The 22,734-nt window shown below is 62.0% G+C and carries 18 protein-coding genes; 12 read left to right on the plus strand and 6 right to left on the minus strand.

Annotated features, from left to right (window positions below):
• Window positions 1-50: 50 nt before the first annotated feature.
• The 10 genes from ACTXGA_RS03505 to ACTXGA_RS03550 all read left to right on the plus strand — a co-directional run bounded on the left by ACTXGA_RS03505 (window position 51) and on the right by ACTXGA_RS03550 (window position 11,234).
• On the plus strand, window positions 51-1,112 hold the full coding sequence (locus tag ACTXGA_RS03505; RefSeq protein WP_443391743.1) for a putative urea ABC transporter substrate-binding protein: 1,062 nt from the start codon (window positions 51-53) through the stop codon (window positions 1,110-1,112).
• A 93-nt stretch (window positions 1,113-1,205) separates the two neighbouring features.
• Entirely contained in the window at window positions 1,206-2,018 is an 813-nt protein-coding gene (locus ACTXGA_RS03510) for an ABC transporter permease (RefSeq protein WP_443391744.1), read from the plus strand.
• Complete coding sequence (locus ACTXGA_RS03515) at window positions 2,015-2,785, plus strand: ATP-binding cassette domain-containing protein (protein ID WP_443391745.1); 771 nt, start codon at window positions 2,015-2,017, stop codon at window positions 2,783-2,785. Before ACTXGA_RS03510 ends, ACTXGA_RS03515 begins: the two co-directional genes overlap by 4 nt.
• Window positions 2,786-2,980: 195 nt before the next feature.
• On the plus strand, window positions 2,981-3,802 hold the full coding sequence (locus ACTXGA_RS03520; protein WP_443391746.1) for an RNA ligase family protein: 822 nt from the start codon (window positions 2,981-2,983) through the stop codon (window positions 3,800-3,802).
• Window positions 3,802-4,959, plus strand: coding sequence for an AAA family ATPase (locus ACTXGA_RS03525; protein ID WP_443391747.1), 1,158 nt, complete (start codon window positions 3,802-3,804; stop codon window positions 4,957-4,959). Before ACTXGA_RS03520 ends, ACTXGA_RS03525 begins: the two co-directional genes overlap by 1 nt.
• Window positions 4,960-4,977: 18 nt before the next feature.
• The gene (locus ACTXGA_RS03530) at window positions 4,978-6,228 is read left to right on the plus strand and encodes an agmatinase family protein (RefSeq protein ID WP_443391748.1); all 1,251 of its coding nucleotides are present in this window, start codon (window positions 4,978-4,980) and stop codon (window positions 6,226-6,228) included.
• A 5-nt stretch (window positions 6,229-6,233) separates the two neighbouring features.
• Window positions 6,234-6,623: a carboxymuconolactone decarboxylase family protein gene (locus ACTXGA_RS03535; RefSeq protein ID WP_443391749.1), complete on the plus strand. Its 390-nt coding sequence runs from the start codon at window positions 6,234-6,236 to the stop codon at window positions 6,621-6,623.
• Window positions 6,613-7,050: a hypothetical protein gene (locus ACTXGA_RS03540; RefSeq protein WP_443391750.1), complete on the plus strand. Its 438-nt coding sequence runs from the start codon at window positions 6,613-6,615 to the stop codon at window positions 7,048-7,050. Before ACTXGA_RS03535 ends, ACTXGA_RS03540 begins: the two co-directional genes overlap by 11 nt.
• Window positions 7,051-7,965: 915 nt before the next feature.
• Complete coding sequence (locus ACTXGA_RS03545) at window positions 7,966-10,632, plus strand: Hint domain-containing protein (protein WP_443391751.1); 2,667 nt, start codon at window positions 7,966-7,968, stop codon at window positions 10,630-10,632.
• A gap of 215 nt (window positions 10,633-10,847) precedes the next feature.
• Window positions 10,848-11,234, plus strand: a complete 387-nt coding sequence (locus ACTXGA_RS03550; protein WP_443391752.1) for a response regulator — start codon at window positions 10,848-10,850, stop codon at window positions 11,232-11,234.
• Between the two features lie 43 nt (window positions 11,235-11,277).
• On the opposite strand, the gene ACTXGA_RS03555 is transcribed toward ACTXGA_RS03550, so the two are convergent.
• Together ACTXGA_RS03555 and ACTXGA_RS03560 are read right to left on the minus strand one after the other, a co-directional pair.
• A complete protein-coding gene (locus ACTXGA_RS03555; protein WP_443391753.1) occupies window positions 11,278-11,892 on the minus strand; it encodes a nucleotidyltransferase family protein in 615 nt (204 codons plus the stop codon).
• A gap of 125 nt (window positions 11,893-12,017) precedes the next feature.
• On the minus strand, window positions 12,018-14,423 hold the full coding sequence (locus tag ACTXGA_RS03560) for a GcvT family protein (RefSeq protein ID WP_443391754.1): 2,406 nt from the start codon (window positions 14,421-14,423) through the stop codon (window positions 12,018-12,020).
• A gap of 99 nt (window positions 14,424-14,522) precedes the next feature.
• Here ACTXGA_RS03560 and ACTXGA_RS03565 point away from each other — a divergent pair, with 99 nt between their 5' ends.
• Window positions 14,523-15,770, plus strand: a complete 1,248-nt coding sequence (locus tag ACTXGA_RS03565) for a DUF2254 domain-containing protein (RefSeq protein WP_443391755.1) — start codon at window positions 14,523-14,525, stop codon at window positions 15,768-15,770.
• Window positions 15,771-15,776: 6 nt separating this feature from the next.
• On the opposite strand, the gene ACTXGA_RS03570 is transcribed toward ACTXGA_RS03565, so the two are convergent.
• Window positions 15,777-16,532, minus strand: a complete 756-nt coding sequence (locus ACTXGA_RS03570; RefSeq protein ID WP_443391756.1) for an HpcH/HpaI aldolase family protein — start codon at window positions 16,530-16,532, stop codon at window positions 15,777-15,779.
• 175 nt (window positions 16,533-16,707) lie between these two features.
• On the opposite strand from ACTXGA_RS03570, the gene ACTXGA_RS03575 reads away from it, so the two are divergent.
• Window positions 16,708-19,128 carry a GcvT family protein gene (locus ACTXGA_RS03575; protein ID WP_443391757.1) on the plus strand — a complete coding sequence of 807 codons (2,421 nt, stop codon included), beginning with the start codon at window positions 16,708-16,710 and terminating at the stop codon, window positions 19,126-19,128.
• A gap of 4 nt (window positions 19,129-19,132) precedes the next feature.
• Here ACTXGA_RS03575 and ACTXGA_RS03580 read toward each other — a convergent pair whose 3' ends face one another.
• The 3 genes from ACTXGA_RS03580 to ACTXGA_RS03590 all read right to left on the minus strand — a co-directional run bounded on the left by ACTXGA_RS03580 (window position 19,133) and on the right by ACTXGA_RS03590 (window position 22,734).
• The gene (locus ACTXGA_RS03580) at window positions 19,133-20,506 is read right to left on the minus strand and encodes a hypothetical protein (RefSeq protein ID WP_443391758.1); all 1,374 of its coding nucleotides are present in this window, start codon (window positions 20,504-20,506) and stop codon (window positions 19,133-19,135) included.
• Between the two features lie 7 nt (window positions 20,507-20,513).
• Entirely contained in the window at window positions 20,514-21,191 is a 678-nt protein-coding gene (locus tag ACTXGA_RS03585) for a hypothetical protein (protein WP_443391759.1), read from the minus strand.
• Between the two features lie 223 nt (window positions 21,192-21,414).
• Window positions 21,415-22,734 carry an HlyC/CorC family transporter gene (locus ACTXGA_RS03590; RefSeq protein WP_443391760.1) on the minus strand — a complete coding sequence of 440 codons (1,320 nt, stop codon included), beginning with the start codon at window positions 22,732-22,734 and terminating at the stop codon, window positions 21,415-21,417.

Raw genomic sequence — 22,734 nt, forward strand, 5'->3', positions numbered from 1 at the left:
GTACCCCGATCAGCAACCATTCGGCGGAACGCTGCACGAGGGGGAAACCCATGATTGCAAGACGTCATTTTGTGGCCGCAACCGCTGCCGCCGCGCTGGCCTTTGGCGCGGTCGCTCCGGCCGCGGCCCAACAGACCGATTTCCGTATCGCCTGGTCGATCTACGTGGGCTGGATGCCCTGGGGCTATCTCGAAGAGTCCGGAATCATGGACAAATGGGCCGAGAAATACGGCATCACGGTCGAGATCGTGCAGATCAATGACTACGTCGAATCCATCAACCAGTACACGGCGGGGGCCTTTGACGGGGTTTCGGCCACCAACATGGACACCCTGTCGATCCCCGCGGGCGGGGGCGTCGATACCACCGCGCTGATCGTGGGCGATTTTTCGAACGGGAATGATGCGGTGATCGTCAAGGGCGACACCACGCTGGCCGATCTGGCGGGCAAGCCGGTCAACCTGGTGGAGCTTTCGGTCTCGCATTACCTGCTGGCGCGCGCGCTCGACAGTGTCGACCTGCAGGAGCGTGACCTTGCCTCTGTGATCAACACCTCCGACGCGGACATGATTGCCGCATTCACCACCTCCGATGTCGAGGCCGTGGTGACGTGGAACCCGCTGGTTTCCACCATTCTCGAAGAGCCGGGTGCCAAGAAGGTTTTTGACAGTTCCGACATCCCCGGTGAGATCATCGACCTGATGGTTGTCAACACGCAGGTGCTGGAGGACAACCCCGATTTCGGCAAGGCGCTTGTCGGCGCATGGTATGAAGTGCTGGGCCTGATGGCCGCCGGTGACGAGGAAGTGCTGACCGCGATGGCAGAGGCCTCGGGCACTGATTTGGCAGGCTACAAGGCACAGCTTGCCTCGACAGAGATGTTCTACGTTCCGGCAGATGCCGTCGGCTTCACCTCTTCTTCCGAACTGCCGACCACCATGGTCAACGTGGCCGAATTCCTCTTTGACAAGGGCATCCTTGGCGAAGGCGCCCCATCGGCCGATTTCGTCGGGATCGCCTATCCGGGCGACGTGACCACCGGCGATCCGAACAACATCAAGTTCCGTTTCGACACCAGCTACATGCAGATGGCGGCAGACGGGGCTTTGTAAAGCACGGCGCGGTCCGGCCCGTGATCCGGGCCGCGTCCCCCTGACCACCTGTCCCGGGCCTGCTCCGGGGCCTCTGCCTGTAAAGGACTTTCCATGCGTTGGATCAACCGAAGACCCGGGCCCGTTCTGGCCGCGGTATTGGCGGCCTTGCCCTTCATCGCGGTGCTTGTCGCCTATATGATCGGCTCTGACATGCGGTTGGCCGTCAACCCGCAGGACAAGCTTTTGCCGGCGCCTTCGACGATCCTTGCCACCGCCGAACGCCTGCTGACCGAGCCGGACCGTCGGTCGGGAGAAATTCTGTTCTGGCTGGACACGTGGGCCAGCCTGCGGCGGTTGTTCATCGGTGTGATCATCGCGTCTTCGCTGGCACTGATCATGGGCATCCTGATCGGGATGCTGCCCTACATGCGCGCGCCCTTTGCCGCCTTTGTCGCGGTCTTCTCGATGGTGCCGCCACTGGCGATCCTGCCGATCCTCTTCATCATGCTGGGTCTGGGGGAGGTGTCCAAGGTCGCCCTGATCGTCATCGGTATCGCGCCCTTCCTCATCCGTGACATGAGCCAGCGGGTCCTTGATCTGCCGCGCGAACAATTCATCAAGGCGCAGACGCTGGGCGCGTCCTCGATGGCGATCGGGTTGCACGTGATCCTGCCGCAGGTTCTGCCGCGTCTGATCGGGGCGGTACGTCTGTCTCTGGGGCCGGCATGGCTGTTTCTGATCGCGGCAGAGGCCATCGCGGCCGATCAGGGCCTTGGCTATCGTATTTTCCTTGTGCGCCGGTATCTCGCGATGGACGTCATCCTGACCTATGTCGTCTGGATCACCTTCCTGGCCTACCTGCTGGATTTCGCATTGCGGCAGGTCGCCAAGCGCGCCTTCCCCTGGGATGGAGAAGCGCTATGAGCTACGTCGAGGTGAAAGGGCTCTCCAAGGCCTACGGCAATCGCACGATCATCGAAAACATCAACGTCTCGGTGACCAAGGGACAGTTCATTTCCGTCGTCGGGGCCTCGGGCTGTGGCAAATCCACCTTTCTGCGGCTGCTGTTGGCGCAGGAATTGCCCACGACCGGGGAAATCCACATCGACGGCGCACCGATGGCGCGCGAACCCGGGCGCGATCACGGCATCGTCTTTCAGCGCTATTCCGTCTTTCCGCACATGAAGGTGATCGACAATCTCGTTGCCTCCATCGCCTTTGACGCCAACTTCTGGGGCCGCCTGACCCGGGCGCGCCGCAACGAAGAGCGCGAAAAGGCGCGCAAGACACTGGCGCGGATCGGGCTGGAACACGTCGCCAACCAGTATCCGTCGGACCTGTCGGGCGGGATGCTGCAACGTCTGGCCATTGCCCAGGCGCTGGCCAGCGACCCCAAGATCCTGCTGCTGGACGAACCCTTTGGCGCGCTGGATCCGGGCACCAAGATCGTCATGCACGACTTCCTGCAGGAGTTGCGGGACGAAACCGGCATGACCGTCTTCATGATCACCCATGATCTGGAAGAGGCCTTCAAGCTGGGCGACCGGGTCTGGGCCTTTGACAAGCCGGTCTGGGATGCCGAGGACCCGGAGGCCAACGCCGCCACCATCACCTATGACTTTGATGCCCGCGACGACGGCATCCCCTATCAGACCCTGAAGGAGCGCACCAATGTCCTCATCCCGCGCTGACACCTGCGGGGCAGGGCGGGAATTCCCCACTAGGCCGGAGGCGCGCGGGCTTCTATGACGGCCGAAAGGAGTATTCGCCATGTAATGCGCAGCCACAGCAGAACCAACGCGACGTCCCCCGCCGGGGGGATGATCGGTTCGATGTGGATGACGGCACGCGGGCCTGCCCGCCGTGCCCTGACAGGACATGGATCAATGGATATTCTGAAATACCCGCGGACGCGGCACCTCGAAGGCTCTCGCCTGCAAGAGGGCGATCTGGCGGATGACAAACCTCTGAAGGAACTGGCGGGTGAGGCCCTCATCGTCGAGGAAAAGGTGGATGGCGCGAACAGCGGCATCTCCTTTGACCGCGAGGGCAACCTGCTCTTGCAAAGCCGCGGCCACTATCTGACCGGCGGCGCGCGCGAGCGCCATTTCGGCCTGTTCAAGACATGGGCCAGCGTGCTGGCCCCGCGTCTGCACGACCGGCTGGGCGCTCGCTTCGTCATGTATGGCGAATGGCTCCTGGCCAAACACACGCAGTTCTATGACGCGTTGCCGCATTACTTCATGGAGTTCGATGTCTTCGATCGTGAGGCGGGCATCTTCCTGTCCACCGAAGAACGTCGTGCCCTGTTGTCCGGTCTGCCGATCATGCCGGTACCGGTCCTGCACATGGGCGAGTTGCGCACTGTCAAACAGGTCGAGAGCTTCATCAGGCCGTCGCTTTATCGCACGCCTGACTGGGAAGAGGCGCTGAACCGCGCGGCACATGCCTCGGGCAGCCGTCTGGACATGGTCGACAAGCAGACCGAGCGTAGCGACCTTGCCGAAGGCCTCTATGTGAAGCTGGAACGCGACGGCACCGTGGCCGAGCGTTACAAATACGTGCGCGCGGGCTTCAAGCAGGCCATCGAGGCGTCGGAAGGCCATTGGCACGACCGCCCGATCCTTGAAAACGGTCTGGCGGAAGGCGTCGATATCTTCGCCGACACCCTCGGACTGCCCGGCGCTTATGACGGGGAGGCGGTGTGATGAAACAGCCGTCTTTCGCTGACCTGCTGACCCTCGTGCCGCAGGCTCCGGACTGGGCGTTGAACTGGCCCGCCATTCAGGCGCTCTGGCCAGAGCTTCAGGCGCTGGATGCCTGCCCGCAGGACCCGATCCACCACGGTGAGGGCGATGTGGGCACCCACACGGCCATGGTGCTGGAGGCTCTGATCGCCGATCCCGACTGGCGCGCTCTGCCGCAGGCGGATCGCGACCTGCTGTTCTGGACGGCGGTTCTGCATGACGTGGGCAAACCCGGCACCACCGTAACCGAAGACGGCCGTATCAAGGCCCCCGGCCATTCGCGCCGGGGGTCCCTGATGGCGCGCGGCCTGCTGCGAGAGGCGGAGGCGCCCTTTGTGTGGCGCGAGGCGCTGTGCGGCCTGATCTCCTACCACCAGGTACCGTTCTGGCTGATCGAACGCGACGATCCTGCGCGCGAGGCGATCCGCCTGTCGTGGCGCTGTCGGCCGGACCTGTTGTGCCTGCACGCCCGCGCCGATGCGCGGGGCCGGATTGCGCAGGACGTGCCGGGCATCGTCATGAACACCGATCTGGCGCGGGAGGCGTTTCTTGAACAGGATTGCCTCACGCAGCCCTTCGCCTTTGCCAATGACGAAAGCCGCGTGGCTTTTTTCGAACGCGACGACCGGGACCCGCATTTCGCGGCCTGGGAGGAACCCAAATGCACCGTCACGCTGATGTCGGGCCTGCCGGGATCGGGCAAGGACACCTGGATCGGTTCGCATGGCGCGGATCAGCCGGTCATCAGCCTTGATGCCCTGCGGCAAGAAATGGGCGTCTCGCCCACCACCAATCAGGGATCGGTGATCGAGGCGGGGCGCGAACTGGCCAAGGAACACCTGCGTGCCGGTCGCGATTTCGTCTGGAACGCGACCAACATCAGCCGTCAGGTCCGGGGCAAGCCGCTGTCGCTGGCACGGGCCTACGGCGCGCGGGTCGAAATCGTCTATATCGAGGTCCCGCCCAAGCGCCTGTCCCACCAGAACCGCGATCGCGACGCCGCGGTGCCGCAGGCGGTTCTGGAAAACCTCATCCGCAAGCTGGAGCCGCCCGAACCCTGGGAGGCCCATCGCATCCACTATGTTCTGCCGGACGGCGCACACGCGGTTCCGGCCTGATCTGAAAGGAGACCATGAATGACCCTTCGCCAAGACCGCAGCCGGTCGCATCACCCCCGCGATTTTCGCACGGATGACCGCCGGTTCCACCACCCGGATCTGACCCGCCTGCAGGGCTGGCGCTCGATGAAGGCAGAGGCCGATCTGCCCGAGGGCCGCTGGGATGAGGAGCGCCGCTGGGCGCTGCGGATGGGCCTGACCGGCGCGGACACCATCGAGGACAAGTCGATCCCCACCTTCGCGCGGGGCGAGCTGCCGCATTACGCGGGCATCAACACCTTTCTCAAGGCGCCCTATGCCGAGGACGTGCTGGAGGTCGAAAACTACGACGCCACCGTCCTGGGCATTCCCTTCGATGGCGGCACCACCTATCGCCCCGGCACCCGGTTCGGCCCGCAGGGCGTGCGCAAGATCTCGGCGCTGTATACGCCCTACAATTACGAAATGGGCGTCGACCTGCGCGAGCAGATGACCCTCTGCGATGCGGGTGACGTGTTTACCATCCCGGCGAACCTCGAAAAGAGCTTTGATCAGATCAGCCGCGCGGTCAGCCATGTGTTCAGCAGCGGCTCTTTTCCGGTGATGATCGGTGGCGACCATTCCATCGGCTTCCCCTGCGTTCGCGGCATCGCCGAGTGCACGTCCAAGAAGATCGGCATCGTGCATTTCGACCGCCACGCCGACATTCAGGAAAAGGATCTGGATGAGCGGATGCACACGACGCCGTGGTTCCACTCGACCCTGTTGCCCAATGTCCCGGCCAAGAACCTTGTGCAGGTCGGCATCGGCGGCTGGCAGGTCCCGCGCGAGGCGGTTAAGGTCGCGCGTGAGCGTGAGACCAACATCATCACCATGGGCGACATGGAAAAGATGGGTGTCGACAAGACCGCCGAGATGGCACTGGAAATGGCCTGGGACGGGGTGGACATGGTCTACATGTCCTTCGACATCGACAGCATCGACTGCGGCTTTGTTCCCGGCACCGGCTGGCCGGAACCGGGCGGCTTTCTCCCGCGTGAGGCGCTTGCGCTGGCCTCCAAGGTGGCGGCAGAGGGGCTCTGCGGTATGGAACTGGTCGAGGTTTCGCCGCCCTATGACACCTCTGACATCACCGCGCTGATGGGCACCCGCGTGATCGTGGACGTTCTGGGCAGCATGGTCGCGGCGGGCAAGATGGGCGCGCATACCAAACACATCGACAAGCCGGTCAAGATCCCGCACGGCGAATTCGAGGGCAAGCGCTGGCACGGCCGCACGAAACGGGATTGAGCGCGATGTCAGAGACCCTTGAAAAGGGACGCATCCTGTCCGAAGAGGTGAACCCCGGTATGGAGGCCGCGCTGGAGGCGCGCTATGGCGCGCTGTTGCCCGGCATGGCGCAGGGCGTTGTGGATTTCGCCTATGGCCAGCAGTACGGGCGACCGGGCTTGCCGTTGCGCGACCGCTATATCGCCACCATCGCCGCCCTGACGGCGCTTGGCGGACAGACCGGTCCGCAGCTTGCCGTCAATATCGCCGGTGGGCGCAAGGCCGGGCTCAGCCGCGAAGAAATCGCCGAAACCATCTGGCAAATGTCTTTGTACGGCGGCTTTCCGGCGGCGATCAATGCCCTCAACACCGCGCTTGCGGTCTTTGAAGCAGAGGAGGAGCCCGATGCCGCATGACATCGTGAACGGCCATATCGGCCACCATCATCACCACCCGCACGACCACAATCATCCGCATGACCACGATCACCTGCACAGTCACCTCAAGCCCGAGGATGAGGCCGCGGACCTGCAGGTACTGGCCACCCAATTCATCGAGGGCTTTGTGCAGGCGGCGGACAAAAGCGCCTATCTGCGCCTTGCCGGAGTGCCCTTCGAACGTCCCGGGGTCGGGGGCGATACCGCGCTGAAACTGGTGGATGTGGAGTTGAAGACCGAATGGCAGGTTGGCACGGCTTCGCCCTCCTTCGGGTCGCGCGAGCTGAGCTATCTGCCGTTTCCGGGCAGCATGGTCAGTGAGCGGACCAACATGTCGCTCGTCTATGTCTCGATGGAGGAAAAGAGCCTGCTGGACGTGCGGGATTTCCTGAAAGACAAACTTTGAGGGAAAGGGCCCCGACGCCGGCCGGATCGCGCGACAAGCGTTCCTGACGGCCTGCGCGGGATTGCTCTCAGTCTTGCCGAAACGTGAATTCGCCTCTGCAAGCCCCTGAAGACGCGACGTCACCCGGGGTGTCCACGCGTGGACATCCTGTTTTCTTTTCAGCGTCCCCACCTAAAACCGAGACGCAGCCTGCGGACTTGGCAAAAATAAGGCATTTTCGCCGCAATTCCGGGGCCGGGTCTTGAGGGCATTCGTTCTTGTTTTGTGTCGAATGATTCGTATCGAATACACGGTTTTCAGGCGTTAACCTTGCGCAATCCCGCGCCGGTTGAAGAATTGGTTCCCAGCATGGAACAGTGCCCGGCAAATTCCCATTGACGGGCCACCGAACAGCCTGCTGCGCACGTTTTTCGGAGGTTGTCCGCATAAGGGAAACAATGAAGGGGCTGATCTGGGCGATTGCCCTATATTTTGTGAAAATCGGCCGTTGTGGCCCCGATATTGTTTCGGTTTTCTGCCAAATATCATGGTTAACGCGTGGCAGGATCATGACGAATCGGCCTCAATCTGGCGCTGGGATGGCGACCAAGGCCCATTTTCTGCCATTTTCTCCTTCTCGGACCGAAGCCTTCATGTATTAATTCAAGTCAAGCCCAACTGGGGGGTGAAAACTGCTGGCCACGGGGGCGGCCGCTGAACAATTCGCACCATGCAGTGTGAAGTGAAGCGAGGATGGAGAACCCATTCGTGCCGCTAGGGTATTTGCTGTGCTTGATCGCACCGGCAGGTGCAGATGTGGCCACTTCGTTTCCACAACGCACGGGGCGCGCAACCGGAACGACGGTCCGCTTGGCGGCGTAGCTCTGAAAGAGTGCGCTTCGAGCAGGCGGCACCAATGTGGAAAGAGGACTTATCATGCCTCAGCTGCTTTTGACTTGGGGAGACCTGGGCCCATTCGGAACCGAACTGCCGGATCTGGACGGGGGGGTATCTGGAACCGTCGATACCGGGGGCATCGCCGTTGATATCGCCTTCGATGGTTTGTACGAGGGCACCTCGGCCTTTACCTTCAATGCACCGGGCTATGTCGCGCCCGGAGAGCCGTTTCCAGTCAACTCCTTCCTGAAACTCTTTGCCGAAGGCACCGCTACCCAATCTGACTCTTCGGTCACGGTGCTGTCGTTCCGGTCCACGGATCCGGATTCCTACGCCGACAGCGTCGAGAACGTGACGTTCCGGATCAACGATATCGACGCTGGCACCGGCGGCGATCTGTTCGAACCCGGCTCTGGCTTTCAGGACATTCTGACCGTCGCCGCCTTTGACGCGGCCGGAGACCCTGTTTCGGTCACTCTGACGCTGGGATCAACCGTGACCGAACTCGGTGGTGACCTTGTGGGTGGCGCCGAAACGGGTTTCGAATCCGCGACATCGTCTGTGCTTGTGGAGATCAGCTCTCCGGTCGCGTCCATCCGCATCGAATATGCGAATGGCGGCGAAAGCCAGCAGGGCGTTACCATCTCGGATATCTTTTTCGACACGATCGACGCGAATGCGCCGCCGGATGCAGTCGACGACACCGATACGACACTGGTCGCGACGCCGGTCACTCTGGACCCGCGGGACAACGACAGCGACCCGGATGGCGATCCGCTGACGGTGACCGGTATCACGCCGCCGACCAACGGCACGGCAGACCTGAACCCCGACGGTACGGTGACCTATACGCCGAACGCAGGCTTCACCGGGACCGATACCTTCACCTACACCATCACGGATGGCACGGACACGGACACGGCGAATATCACCATCACCGTTGAAGACGGTGTGCCGCGCATCGACACCGATGTGTTCCCCGTTGATCCGGCCGATCAGCCGCTTGATCCGCTGGACGGGCTGGACCAAGACCCCGATCCGTTCGACGATCTGGACAGCATCGTTGGGACCTCTGGGGCCGACCTGATCGAAACCGGCGACGACGCCGATACCATCGCCGCGGGCGGCGGGGACGACACGGTCAACCCGGGTATCGACAACGACCTTGTCACGCTGGGCGGTGGCAACGACTCCCTGTTCGACATTCAGGGCGCCGATACCATCTATGGCGGCACGGGCGATGACACGATCATCGCCGGCACGGACACCTTTTCCGATTACGAAGGGGATGACCCGTCCTTTGCGCCGGGCACGCTTCTGAACGATCTGGGATTTACCGCGGATCCGAACCAGGACGATGGCCGCGACTATGTCGAGGGCAACCGCGGGAACGACTACATCGAAACCGGCGATGACGCCGATACCATCGACGGCGGCGGCGAGAACGACACGCTGGACGGCGGTATCGACGACGACCTGATCATGGGCGGGCAGGGGGATGACTCTCTGATCGGCTCGCACGGGTCGGACACGCTGGACGGCGGGCAGGGCAATGACACGCTGGACGGGTCGAACCTTGCGGCGCTGGAATTGACCGACGACATCGACGTCAACACCGAGAACGACCGCGACTTGCTGCAGGGCTTCCTTGGCAATGACTCGCTGATCGGCGGCGACGACGATGACACGCTGATGGGCGGCTCTGGCGAGGATACGCTGGACGGCGGTATCGACGACGACATCCTTATGGGCGGCCGCGACAATGACACGCTGATCGGCGGTCAGGGCAACGACACCCTGAACGGTGGCGCGGGCGATGACGACATCAACGGCGGCTCTGACCGCGACGTGATCGTGGTCGACAGCGCGGCCGATGGCATCGGTGACACGGTGGACGGCGGTTCGGGCGGTTTCATCGATCAGGCTGATCCCTCGCTGCCCCCGAACCAGGACTACGACATCCTCGATCTGTCGGGCGTCGGCGCAAAGGACGTCGACTGGCGTCTGGTCAACGAGGTCGCTGACAGCAATGGCAACGGTCTGGACGGCACCATCGAGTTCCTCGACGGGTCCGGTGGTGTGACGGGTAAAATGGATTTCTTCGAGATCGAGGAAATCGTGCCCTGCTTTACCCCCGGCACGCTGATCGCCACGCCGCAGGGTGAACGTCTGGTCGAGGATCTCGTCGAAGGCGACCGGGTCATCACGCGCGACAATGGCATTCAGGAAATCAAATGGGTGGGCCGCAAGGACCTTTCCGGCTTTGATCTGGCGCGCAAGCCGCATTTCAAGCCGGTCCTGATCCAGCAGGGCGCTCTTGGCAACAACCTGCCCGCGCATGACATGCTGGTCTCTCCCAACCACCGCGTTCTGGTGGCCAACGACAAGACCGCGCTCTACTTCGAAGAGCGCGAGGTTCTGGTCGCGGCCAAGCACCTGACTGGTCTGGACGGGGTGGATGAGGTCGAGGCGAATGGGGTGTCCTACATCCACGTGATGTTCGAAAGCCATGAGGTCATCCTGTCGAACGGCGCATGGACCGAGAGCTTTCAACCCGGCGACTACAGCCTCAAGGGTATTGGCAGCGCACAGCGCGAGGAAATCCTCGAACTTTTCCCCGAGTTGGAACATGCCGAGGGCATCAAGGCCTATGCTTCGGCTCGCCGCTCGCTGAAAAAGCACGAAGCCGCGCTCCTCACCAATTAAAGAGGCCGACGGAACAGAATATGCAGCCCGTTCCGGCGCGCGACGACCCTCGCGCACGGGACGGAAATCGGAAACGGGGCAGTCTTGGCTGCCCCGTTTTCAGTTTCGCTCGACGTTTCTGTTGACCTGACCAACCCGAACAATTTTCACGTTTACGATTTGGCAACGCCTCATCGACACAGTGTTGTCTGGGTGGGTCCGTTCAAGGTGGTAAAATGGCTCAGGAAACCGTTTGTCTGATTGTTGACGATGTCGAATTCGACCGTCGCATGATGCGGCGTGTCCTCAACAAGTATTGTCCTGACTTGCCGCTGATCGTGGCCCGCGATCTGACGGAGGCGCGGAAGCGGATGAAAGAGAGGAACGTCAGCCTCGTCTTTCTGGACAATGCCCTGCCGGATGGAATGGGGGTGGATTTCGTTTCGGAACTTTCGGGTGACAAGGACCTGCGCCGCGTTCCCGTCATTCTCGTCAGCGATTTCCCATCACCCTTCATGTATGCCAAAGCCCGCGCCGCAAATGTCAGCGAAGTCTGGTCAAAGCGTGAATTTGTCGGCCCATCGGTGCAGAGGGTCGTCAGGGCGTTGGCCCGTCCGGTCTAGACGGGGCTTTAGCCTGTAATTTCAAAATCTTGCGGGGCGACCTTCAGCCCGGGACGCAGGTTCGCTGCGACTCGCGCCACCGTGTCCAGGCCTCTGGTGTATCCAGATCCGTCAAAGCACGCCGGTCCGGGATCTGGACGCGGCGCAAGCGGTGCGCATTCGCGCGCAGGATATCCCGTGCCCCCTGATCGCCGGTGAGTGTTTGCAGCGCCATAAAGCAGTCTTCGGGGAAGAGCACAGGATGCCCCGGCGTTCCGTCTTCACTCGTTGCCTGTTGGAGCATCGGAAACGGCAGGGCCGTGAACCCGTCGATGAGCTTGCTCATATCCTCGGTTTCGATCTCCGGCATGTCTGCGGGCAGAATAACCACGGCTTTCAGGCCGCGGGGCAGCATTCCGACCCCGCGACGGATCGAGGCTGACATGCCCTCATCCGCGTCTGGCACGGCGATCAGTTGCACCGGCAACCCAGCCAGCGCGCGGGCGCGCGGGTGGTCATGATCGGGCAGCGTTACGGCCACGTGGGCGCCTGTCGCGATGGCACGCATCGCCTGACGCCGCAGCAGAGGCGTTCCGTCCACCTCCTCGGTAAGTTTGTCGAGTCCGCGCATCCGAGAGGAAGCGCCCGCGGCGGGTATGAGAATCGCAATATCCAGCATGAGGCAGACACTAGCACAGGATGCGCAATTTTGTGGCTTTTCTTCCTCTCAATGCGCAACTTTTTGTGGAGTGGATCTGTTGTTCTGCTAAATGCTGCGGCGCAACATTGCCGCAACGCCTGAATTCAGCATCGCATTCGCGTGCCTTCGGGATCGAAAATCGGTGCGGTAATCAACTTTGACGGGCGCATCCGACCCAGAATTTCAATCTGAGCGTTTAATCCCGGGGTCGCTTTCTCGCGTGGTATCAGGGCGTTGGCGATGGATTTTTTCCCGAAATGGGAATAGCCGCCCGAGGTGCAGAACCCCTGAACCACGCCGTCGATCCAGACCGGTTCATATGCTTGCACATCGGCGTCCTCGGCATCGACTTCAAAGACCACAAGCGTTCTTTGCGGCGGTGCAGCACGTTCGGCCAGAGCCGCCCCGCGCCCGACGAAACCGTCTTTTGACCAGTCGATGAACCGGTCCAGTCCGGTTTCCGCTGCGGTGTAATCGGGAGAGAACTCGCGCCCCCAGGACCCAAAGAACCGGTCGAGGCGCAGGCTCATCATGGCACGCATGCCGAACGGTTTCATGCCTTTCGGAGCGCCTGCGGCCCAGAGCGTTTCCCAAAGTTGTCTCTGGGCCATGGGATCGCAATAGATCTCATATCCCAAATCACCGGTGTAGGAGACGCGCTGGACGATGCAGTCGGTCATGCCGACCGTCAGGTGCCAGACGTCTCTAAACTTCATGTTCGAAACATCAGTCAGGGTGCAGGCCTGCAGGATTTCCCGGGCCAGTGGGCCAGCAATCTGAAACCCGTTCAGCTTATCGCTTATGTTTTCGATTGTTACGCCGGGTTCCTCATGTTGCAGGAACCAACGCATGTGATAGGCCTGTGCGCCGTAGGAGGCGGTCAGGCGGAAATCCTCGTCGTCAAGGCAGCTTACCGTGAAATCCCCGATGATGCGCCCGGCGGGCGACAACATAGGCGTCAGGGTCAAGCGCCCAGGTTTCGGTATGCGGCCCGCCATGATCCGGTCCAGCCACGCCCGCGCCCCCTTGCCGCTGATGCGGTACTTGCCAAAGTTGTGGACCTCATTGATCCCGCAGGCCTCACGCACGGCCATGACCTCGCGCCGCGTCGCATCCCACGCGTTCGAGCGTCGGAAAGAAGGTGTCTCAAACCGAGGCTCTCCATCGGCGGCGAAGTAGTTCACCACTTCAAGCCCGTATTGCGCGCCCCAAACCGCGCCCATGTCGTCAAAGATGTCGTACATGGGGGTTGTGCGGTTGGGCCGGGCGGCGGGAAGTTCTTCGTTCGGGTAGCTGACGGAAAAGCGTTTCTGATAGTTTTCAATGACTTTCGGCAGTGTGTAGCCCGGCGAGATCCAATCTCCGAAGCGCGCGATATCCATCGCCGCGGTATCCCGCTCGCATTCGCCGTGGACCATCCACTGCGCCAGCATCAGCCCCACGCCGCCGCCCTGGCTGAACCCGGCCATGACCCCGCAGGCAGACCAATAGCCGCGAATCCCCGGCACGGGGCCGACAAGGGGATTGCCATCCGGGGCAAAGGTAAAGGGACCGTGGATCACGGATTTAATCCCAGCGCGTTCCAGAACAGGGAAGCGTTTGTACGCGAATTCAATACTTTGTTCGATCTTGTCAAAGTCATCTGGCAAGAGTTCATGGCCGAAATCCCAAGGCGTGCCGTTGACGGCCCAAGGGCGGCAGGGTTGTTCATAGAACCCGATGCACAGCCCGCGGCCTTCCTGCCGAAGATAGCTTTCGCCCGCCGGGTCCATCACATGCGGATGCTCGGCCTCGCGCTGATAGATTTCCGGCGTTTCCTCGGTCACGAGGTATTGGTGTTCCATGGGGTGCAGCGGCAGGTAGACCCCGGCCATCGCCCCAACCTCGCGCGCCCAGAGACCGGCGGCGTTGACCACGTGTTCGGCATGGATCGTGCCTTTGTCCGTCACCACGTCCCATGTGCCATCCGCACGAGGTTTGGTTTCCAACACCTTGGTATGGAGGTGGATTTCGGCCCCGCCCATACGCGCGGCCTTGGCATAGGCGTGGGTTGTTCCGGAGGGATCCAGGTGCCCGTCCAGCGGATCGTACAACCCGCCGAGGATACCGTCGGTGTTCACGATCGGGGCCAGCTTGGCGATCTCTTCCGGGGTGACGATTTCCGTCTCCAATCCCATGTAGCGGTGCTTGGCGCGCTCGGCCAAGAGCATGTCGAACCTGTCCTTGTTGTCCGCCAGAGTGACCCCGCCCACGTGATGCAGACCGCAAGACAGACCGGTCAACTCTTCCAACTCCCGGTAGAGACGAATTGTGTAGCCCTGCAGGGCCGCCATGTTGGTGTCACCATTCAGGGTGTGAAAGCCGCCCGCCGCATGCCAGGTGGAACCGGAGGTCAGTTCCGAGCGTTCCAGAAGCATCACGTCGGACCACCCCAGCTTTGTCAGGTGGTACAGGACGGAACAGCCGACGACTCCGCCTCCGATGACGACAACGCGGGTGGTGTTTTTCATGGCTGACCTCCTGTCGGTTCTCCGGCACAGTCTCAATGTGCGCGCGGCAGGGCAACCGCCTGCGGGCGACAAGAAATGTCGGGAACAGGAAATTAGCGGATGCTTCAAAGCCTACTGAGACGCCTGCGCCAAGCCGCGCGGCGCATCCATTTCCGGGTTATCCTCTTTGCCGTTCTCACGCTGGTGGCGCTGGCGCTGTCGCGGTTCCTCGGCCCGTTGATTCCCGACTGGCTGGGCGAACGGATCGGGGCAGAGTCCGTGGACCCGATCCTGAACACGCTGGCGTCTTCGATGCTGGCGGTCACGATCTTTTCGCTGACCATCATGACCGGGGCGCTTCAGACGGCGGCGGGGAACTGGACGCCGCGCAGCCATCTGGTTCTGCGTCAGGACACCATCACGCAGTCTGTTCTGTCCACGTTTCTGGGGGCCTACCTCTTTGCCATCGTTGGGATCGTGATGCGCGCGGCGCATCTTTTCGATGACCGGGAGATCGTTGTGCTGTTCTTCATGTCACTGGTCGTCGTGGCGCTGGTCCTGTTGTCCCTGATCCGCTGGATTTTGCACCTCGAAGGGTTGGGCAGTTTGCCGTTCACCGCCTCAAGGATGGAGGCAGAGGCCGCCCAGTCCGTGCAACGGTCATCCGAACAGCCCTGTCACGGGGCCAATCCACTGTCTTCTGACGCGGATGAGATCCCGCAGGATTGCCTGCGGATCAGGGCCGAAAGCGCGGGCTACCTGCAGCAGATCTTTCAAGAGGCGATACAAGCAGAGGCCGCTGACCAAGAAATCTGCGTCTACATCCCGATTGCCGTGGGCGACTACGTCCTTCCGGGACAGACGCTGGCCTGTATATCCGGCGCGGACGAGCTGACCAGCACCACGGAAACCATCTTGAGCGAGAGCCTGCCGCTCGCGCCGGACCGCAGTTTCGAAGAAGATCCGCTGTTCGGCGTCACGGTCCTGTCCGAGGTGGCCGTGCGCGCGCTGTCGCCGGGGGTCAACGATCCGGGAACGGCGATTGATGTGATCAACCGTCTGGCGCGGGTTCTGGTGCCTCTGCAGACGGACCCGATGGATGAGCCTGAACATGACCGGCTGTGGGTCCGGCCCTTGCAGGCGGATGATCTCGTCCGTGCGGGCTTTGATCCGATTGCGCGCTGTGCGGCGGATTCGCTGGAGGTGCATCTGCGCCTGCAAGGCGCGCTGCGGCAATTGGTGGAGGTGGCCGAGGATCCGTCGCTGGTCAAGGCGGCGCGCGATCTGTCGCAAAGCGCGCTGGACCGGGCAAATGCGGATTTCACCTTTTCCGGCGACTTTGAGCGCCTGCGGGACGCCATTGGCTGATCCCGGTCACTCGCTGGCCCAGGTCACCAGCTCCGCTGCCCGCGCCCGCATCCACAGAAGGTCGAACCCGGCGACGATCCGGTATCCGAGTTCAAATGCGGCCTTGGCCTGCGCCTGCGTCAAACCAACGGTGCCGAGGGGTACACCCGCTGCCTTGGCCGCCGCCTCGACACGTTCGACGGCGGCGATGAAATCGGGGTGGTCGAATTGTCCCGAAACCCCCAGCGCGGTCGACAGGTCAAATCCGGCGACGACCAGCACATCAATTCCGGGAACGGCGCAGATGTCCTCGATATTCTCAATGGCCTCAACGGTTTCGATCAGCAGCATGCACACCAGTTGCGGTGCGATGTCCTTTGCATAGCCCGGAATGTCCGTGCCCCAGCGCGATTGTGCGATGAAAGGGCCAAAGCCACGGCTTCCCGCAGGGGGATAACGAAGGGATTTCACGGCCCAGTCTGCCTCGTCCACGGTGCGGATCAAGGGAAAGCAGATCCCCTCGGCTCCAAGATCCAGCGCGCGCTTGACCTGCGCATCAGTGCATTCAGCGATCCGCACAATCGGCGCGCACTCTGTCCCGGCCGTTGCCGCGATCATCGCATGGGCCGACCCATAGTCCACAGCGCCATGTTCGAGGTCGATGATCACGCTATCCACCCCGGATGCGGCAACGGCCTGCGGCACGGTGGCAGAGGGTATGGTGCAAACGACAGAGGTCAGACGACCATCAGGGCGCTGCAGCTTGGATTTGAGGTTGGGCATGGCTGAAAGATCCTTTTCCAAAATGGGTTCGATCAGCCTAGCCGAAGGAACTGGATCGCCATAGGTCTTGGGCATGGCTTTGATACAGTGGCGACGAGGGATGTCGGATTTCGACAAGTCAGCCCCATCTCCAAATCGCAGGATCGCCCCGAACAGCAGTCAAGGAGCGCGCCTCATGCGCAGCCAAGCCCAGGCCGTCGTGATCGGCGGCGGAGTCATCGGATGTTCCATCCTCTATCACCTCACCAAGCTCGGCTGGACCGATGTTGTCCTGCTGGAGCGGGATGAACTGACCTCCGGCTCTACGTGGCACGCGGCGGCGAACATCCACGGGCTGCATGACAGCACCAATATTTCGCGCCTTCAGCACTATACCATGAACCTTTACAAGGAACTGGAGGCTGAGACCGGGCAAAGCTGCGGCGTCTTCCAGTCCGGCAGCCTTTACCTGGCTCAGACAGAGGCGCGTGAACATCAATTGCGCCTGCAGGCGGCCAAGGCCAAGCTGTATGGAATGAACTTCCACGAGGTCACCCGGGACGAGGCAGAGCGCCTGCACCCGCTGGTGAATTTCGACGGCATCCGCTGCATCATGTTCGAACCGGACGGCGGCAATGTCGATCCGTCGGGGGTGACAGCGGCCTATGCGGCGGGTGCCCGCCAGAAGGGCGCGGAAATCCATCGCTTTACCCCGGTCACGGCGACCGAGGCGCAGCCTGACGGGTCATGGATCGTGCGCACGCCCAAGGGCGACATCCGGACCGATTGGGTGATTAATGCCGCCGGTCTATGGGGGCGTGAGGTTGCGGCGCTGGCGGGTATCAAGTTGCCGCTGCAACCGACAGAGCATCAGTATTTCGTGACCGAAACCATTGCGGAAATCGCCGCGATGGACCGACGGCTGCCCTCGGTCGCGGATCGCGACGGCGAGTATTACCTGCGGCAAGAAGGCAAGGGCCTGCTGATCGGCGCCTATGAGCGAGACGTGCGGTTGTGGGCGGAGCAGGGCACCCCGCTGGATTTCGCGCATGAACTGTTTGCCGACGATCTTGAGCGGATCGAAGATAACATGATGCGCGCAATCGACCGGGTTCCGGTGGTGGGCGAGGCGGGGATCAAGCGCGTCATCAACGGGCCAATGATCTGGTCCCCGGACTCGAACGTGCTGTTGGGGCCGGTGCCGGAACTGCGCGGATATTTCTGTTGCAACGGGATCATCCCGGGCTTTTCGCAGTCCGGCGGCATGGGCCTGATGGTCGCGCAATGGATCATCGAGGGAGAGATGCAATACGACATGTTCCCGTGGGACATGGCGCGCTTTGGCGATTGGGCGGACGAGAAATTCACCAAGGCCCGGGTGATGAACCAATACGCGCACCGTTTTGCTATCCATTTCCTGGGAGAGGAACGTGACGCAGGCCGTCCGGTCCGCACACGCCCGGTGTTCGAAATGCAAAAGGACATGGGCGCAAAGTTCGGCCTGAACTTCGGCTGGGAACACCCGGTCTATTTCGACGCGGATCAGCCTGATACGCCCGGTTTCACCCGTCAAGGATGGTGGGACAGCGTCGGGCGCGAGGCACGGATGCTGCGCGAGGCGGGTGGCATTATCGATATCTCCAATTTCGCCAAGTACAGCGTGACCGGTCCGGGAGCCGAGGACTGGCTCAATGCGGTTTTCGCCAACCGACTGCCGCGTCAGGTGGGCCGGTCCTGCCTGACCCCGCTGATCAGCAAACGAGGCGGCATTGCCGGGGATTTCACCGTCACGCGACTGGCCGAGGAGGAATTCTGGGTCATCGGTTCGGGCATGGCCGAACGGTATCACGCCCGCTTTTTCGCCGAGGTGCCCCTTCCGCCGGACACGCATTTCACCTCACTCACGCAGTCGACCTGCGGGTTCAACGTGGCGGGGCCGCGTTCGCGCGAGATGCTTCAACGCATGACCAACACCTCGCTCGGTAACGCGGATTTCCCCTTCATGCGGTCGCGCAGGATCGATGTGTCGGGCATCGAAGTCATGGCTTTGCGGGTGTCGTTCACCGGTGATCTGGGCTGGGAATTGCACTGCCGCACAGAAGACCAGAAACGCCTCTATGAAGCTTTGCTGGAGGCGGGCAGGGCGTTTGGCATCGGTCCCGTGGGAAGCCGCGCCCTGATGTGTCTGCGCATCGAAAAGGGTTATGGCTCATGGAGCCGGGAATACAGCCCGGAATACTGGCCACAAGAGGTTGGTCTGGACCGGCTGTGCAAGCTGGACAAGGATTTCCTCAACAAGGACGCTCTGCTGAAGGTGATCGACAAACCGGCGCGGGAAACGCTGGTGATCCTTGCGCTGGACGATGGGGCCGTTTCCGCCTCGGGCGCGGATGCGACCGGGGGAGAGCCGGTTTTTCGCGACGGTCAGGGGATTGGCCGCGTCACTTCTGGCGGGTACGGCTATTCGGTCGGGCAGAGCCTTGCGCTTGGTTATATCAAAGCGGGCACCGCCGCGCCGGGCGACCGGGTCGATGTCATGGTCCTTGGACGTCCGCATGCCGCGGTTATCCTGTCAGCGCCGCCTTTTGACGCCTCCGGCGACCGTCTGCGCGCCTGAGCGGTCATTGCATCGCGGGCCATCCGATCTTTTGACGCAGGTCCGTGCATTTGTCGGTGCAGTCGGCGCTGCACCGGCGTGACCTGCCATCGTGGGTGATGTAATCGCATTGCCCCACGGTGCCGTCTGCTTCGCAAAAGACGATCATCTCTGACCCGTCGTGGCCTTGCAGGCGGTATTTGGCGATGGCGCTGGCGGAATGGTAGCGACATTCCGCGCCGCTCTGCCGCGGGGCGTGGATGTTGTGGATCTCTTGCAGGTGGTGGCCGCCGTCGAGGTCGAAATAGGCGGCAACGCCTGCTTCCTTGCCGTCTTCATATCGGACCCTTGATTTGATCGGGCCCGGTTGTTGACCCCCAGCTGGGTCGGCGAAATAGGCGCAGGCCAGATAGGTGTCATCATCGCCCGGCGGAATCCGATGCCGCAAGACCTGTCCCGCAGGGTCAGGATTGCGCGGCGGGCAGGTTTCTGCGGAAAGGGTCGACGCTGTCCTGTCCAGCCGGTGATCCAGCGCGGTAATCTGATCGTCGAGGAACCGGATCTGATCGCTGATCCTCTGGCGCATATCCTTGGAGCTTTGCAGCATCTTGCGCACCAACGCTTTGATTTCCTCCCTGATTTCCGGCTTGTCGAGGTCTCCGCCAGAGCCGATCTCGAACCAGTTCACGGTGACTTCTGCTTCGAACTCCGCGCGGGTCAGCACACGGGGCATGCCGCCGTCCAGGTTGGGCAGGAAAAAGCTGTCCGGGTTTTTCAGCATGTCGGCATAGCGTTTGCGGAGGGCCTTCAGACGCTTCCGCTCTTGCTCGAACAGCTTCAACTTGGTCGCATGATTGTCGGCCAGCTTTCCCTTTTCCACCTCAAGCGCGCGATACAACCGTTTCGAGGTTCCGTCCGACCGGGTGAGTTCCGCAACCAGTTCCTTGCGCCGCGCTTCTCGGGCTCCGTAATAGGTAAACAGCTGCTTGATCGTTGTGCAGGGTGGTGCGCAGTCGTCTATTGTGCCGCCATCCAGCCGTTCCAGACGCCCGCGCTCGTCCAGAAGTGCGCGCATCTGATCGTTCAGACTGCGTGAATTCTGGTTGAAGGCTCCCATGCGTTTCAGCGCGTCGACCTCTGCCTGCAGGTCGCGGATCTTCCTGTCGTTGGCTTGCCAGGGCTGGATCCATTCCTGCCACATGCGCATCTGAAAGGCATGGATTTCTCCCTTTTCGACATCATGGGCAAAGATCTGTTGCTCGGTTTTGCGGATGTCGGATCTGATCTTGGCGATTGCCTGCTCGATCTGGGCGTCGGTGTCGGCAGGGGAGGCGTTCGGCAATGCGAAGCACAGGCACGTGAGGAATGACAGAACGATGGTCTGGGTCTTGGTCCACATGGCGTCCTCACTCACTCAGTCGGGAATAGCTGCAGTCCGACACCGGCTCGACAAAGCGCAGGATCAATGCGTCCGAGCCTGCGTCGCGCGCGACGACTATCGTGGCGGGCCAGTCCTTGATCAGGTCAACAACTTGGCCGTCCTGATCCAGCCGCGTCACCTGCGCTGGATAAATCCGGGCAAAGGATAGGTAGGCGGTTGCGTCGTCGGGGAGCGTCTTGCCAATGATCGCCCGTCCTGTCTTGGCGCTGATCCGGGTGAAGGTGCGGAAACCATCCACCGGATCGACCTTCACGGCCTCGCCCGTGAACCCGTCACCGCTGTGAACAAAGGCGAACCTCTGTTCGGTGCAGCCGGGTCCCTTTCCGGACCATGTCCCGGCCAAAGCCTCCGCAGAGAAGGCGCGCACCGGGACCGTGGCAGGCAGCGGAGAGGGAACGGCCGCTTCGCGCGGCCAAGGCAGGGCGCGAGGACCGTCCCGCAGGATCCCGGTCGCATCCGCCGGCGGCGCGGGTTGCGGCAGCCTGCGCTCTGTCTGTGTCCCGCCCGGCCCGCCCTTGAGCCAGTCGTTGATGTCCGACCCCTGCGCTTGCCATAGGACCGAAGGCGCGCTGCTATCAGCGGACGCTGCTGAGGTGGAAATCACAAGGCAACAGGCGATCCCCAAAGCGAAAAGGCGGCGCATGATCTGCTTCCTTTCTCCGGTGCATTGAGAAAGATAGCGAAATCCGCATGTGGGGCCTTGATATGCCTCAAACCTCGCGGGCCGTGGCCGGAAGGCACTGCTCAGAACATGAGCAGTCGGTCACGCGCGCCCCCCCTTTTGGGCCTTGAAGAGGTGTCTTCAGCCTATGCTGAACGGGCAGGGGATGGCGTCCGGATTTGTCACGCCGAGGGGGAAAGGCACCTCAGATATCTGCGGCCAGAGGCCGAACCTTCAACCGGGTGATCCGGTTGTTGTCCCGCGCCATGACCTCGAACCGGAACCCGTGAAAGCTGAAGACCTGCCCCACGGTCGGGATCATTTGCGCCTCGTGAATCACCAGTCCGGCGACCGTGTTCGCCTCATCGTCTGGCAGGGACCAGTCGGTCGCGCGGTTGAAATCTCGGATCGTCATGGCCCCGTCGATCCAGTAATGGCCGTCCTCGGCCCGCTTGATCGGGTGCTCTGCATCGGGGTCGAATTCGTCGGTGATCTCACCCACGATCTCTTCGAGGATGTCCTCCAGCGTGATCAGGCCCTGCAAGGCACCGTATTCATCGACCACCAGCGCAAAATGGGTCCGACGCCGCAGGAATTGCCGCATCTGTTCGTCCAGAGAAGTGGTGTCCGGCACGAAATAGGGCTTCATGGCGATGTCGGTCACCTTGAAGTCCTTGATGACACCCGCCATGGGTTTGACATCATCCACCAGCCGGTACATGGCGCGCAGCAGATCCTTGGCGTGGATCACGCCGATGATGTTCTCCGGATCGTCACGGAAAACGGGCAGGCGGGTGTGGCTGCTTTCAAGGCACTGCTCCAGGATTTCCTGCGGACGCGCGTCGGCGTCCAGCATCTCGATCTTGGAGCGGTGCAGCATGATCTCCTCGACCGTGCGCTCTGACAGGTCCAGCGCGCCAAGGATGCGGTCGCGGTCCTCTTTTTCGACCACACCTTCGGAATGGCCCAACTGCAGGGCGCCCGCGATCTCTTCTCGCACGGCAAGGATGTGGCTGTCGGGATCGGTCTTGACCCCGAAGATGCGCAGCACGCCGCGCACCAGCAAGCGCACAAAGGACACCATCGGGGAAAACAGCCGCACGATCACCGCGATCGGAGCGGAAACCGCTGCGGCGGCAGTTTCGGGATTGGTGATGGCGTAGGTCTTTGGCAGCACCTCGGCAAAGATCAGCACGAGCAGCGTCATGAACAGTGTGGCCAGCGCCACGCCGCTTTCCCCGAAGGCCCGCGTGAACAGGGCCGTCGCCAACGACGTGGCGAGAATGTTGACAAGGTTGTTGCCCAGAAGAACGGAACCGATCAGTCGCTCATTGTCTTCGGTGATCTTGAGCGCCCGCTCGGCCCCCCGTGACCCCTTGTCCACCGCCGCGCGCAGCTTGCCGCGCGATGCGGCGGTAAGGGCGGTTTCAGAGCCCGAAAAGAAGGCCGAGAGCATGATCAGCCCAAGGATCGATCCGGCTGTGATCCAGAAGGCGGCGTTGAAGATTTCGTTCGGGGCGTCCAT

It is taken from the genome of Antarctobacter jejuensis (genome assembly GCF_052266595.1).
In the GTDB taxonomy this organism is placed as follows: domain Bacteria; phylum Pseudomonadota; class Alphaproteobacteria; order Rhodobacterales; family Rhodobacteraceae; genus Antarctobacter; species Antarctobacter jejuensis.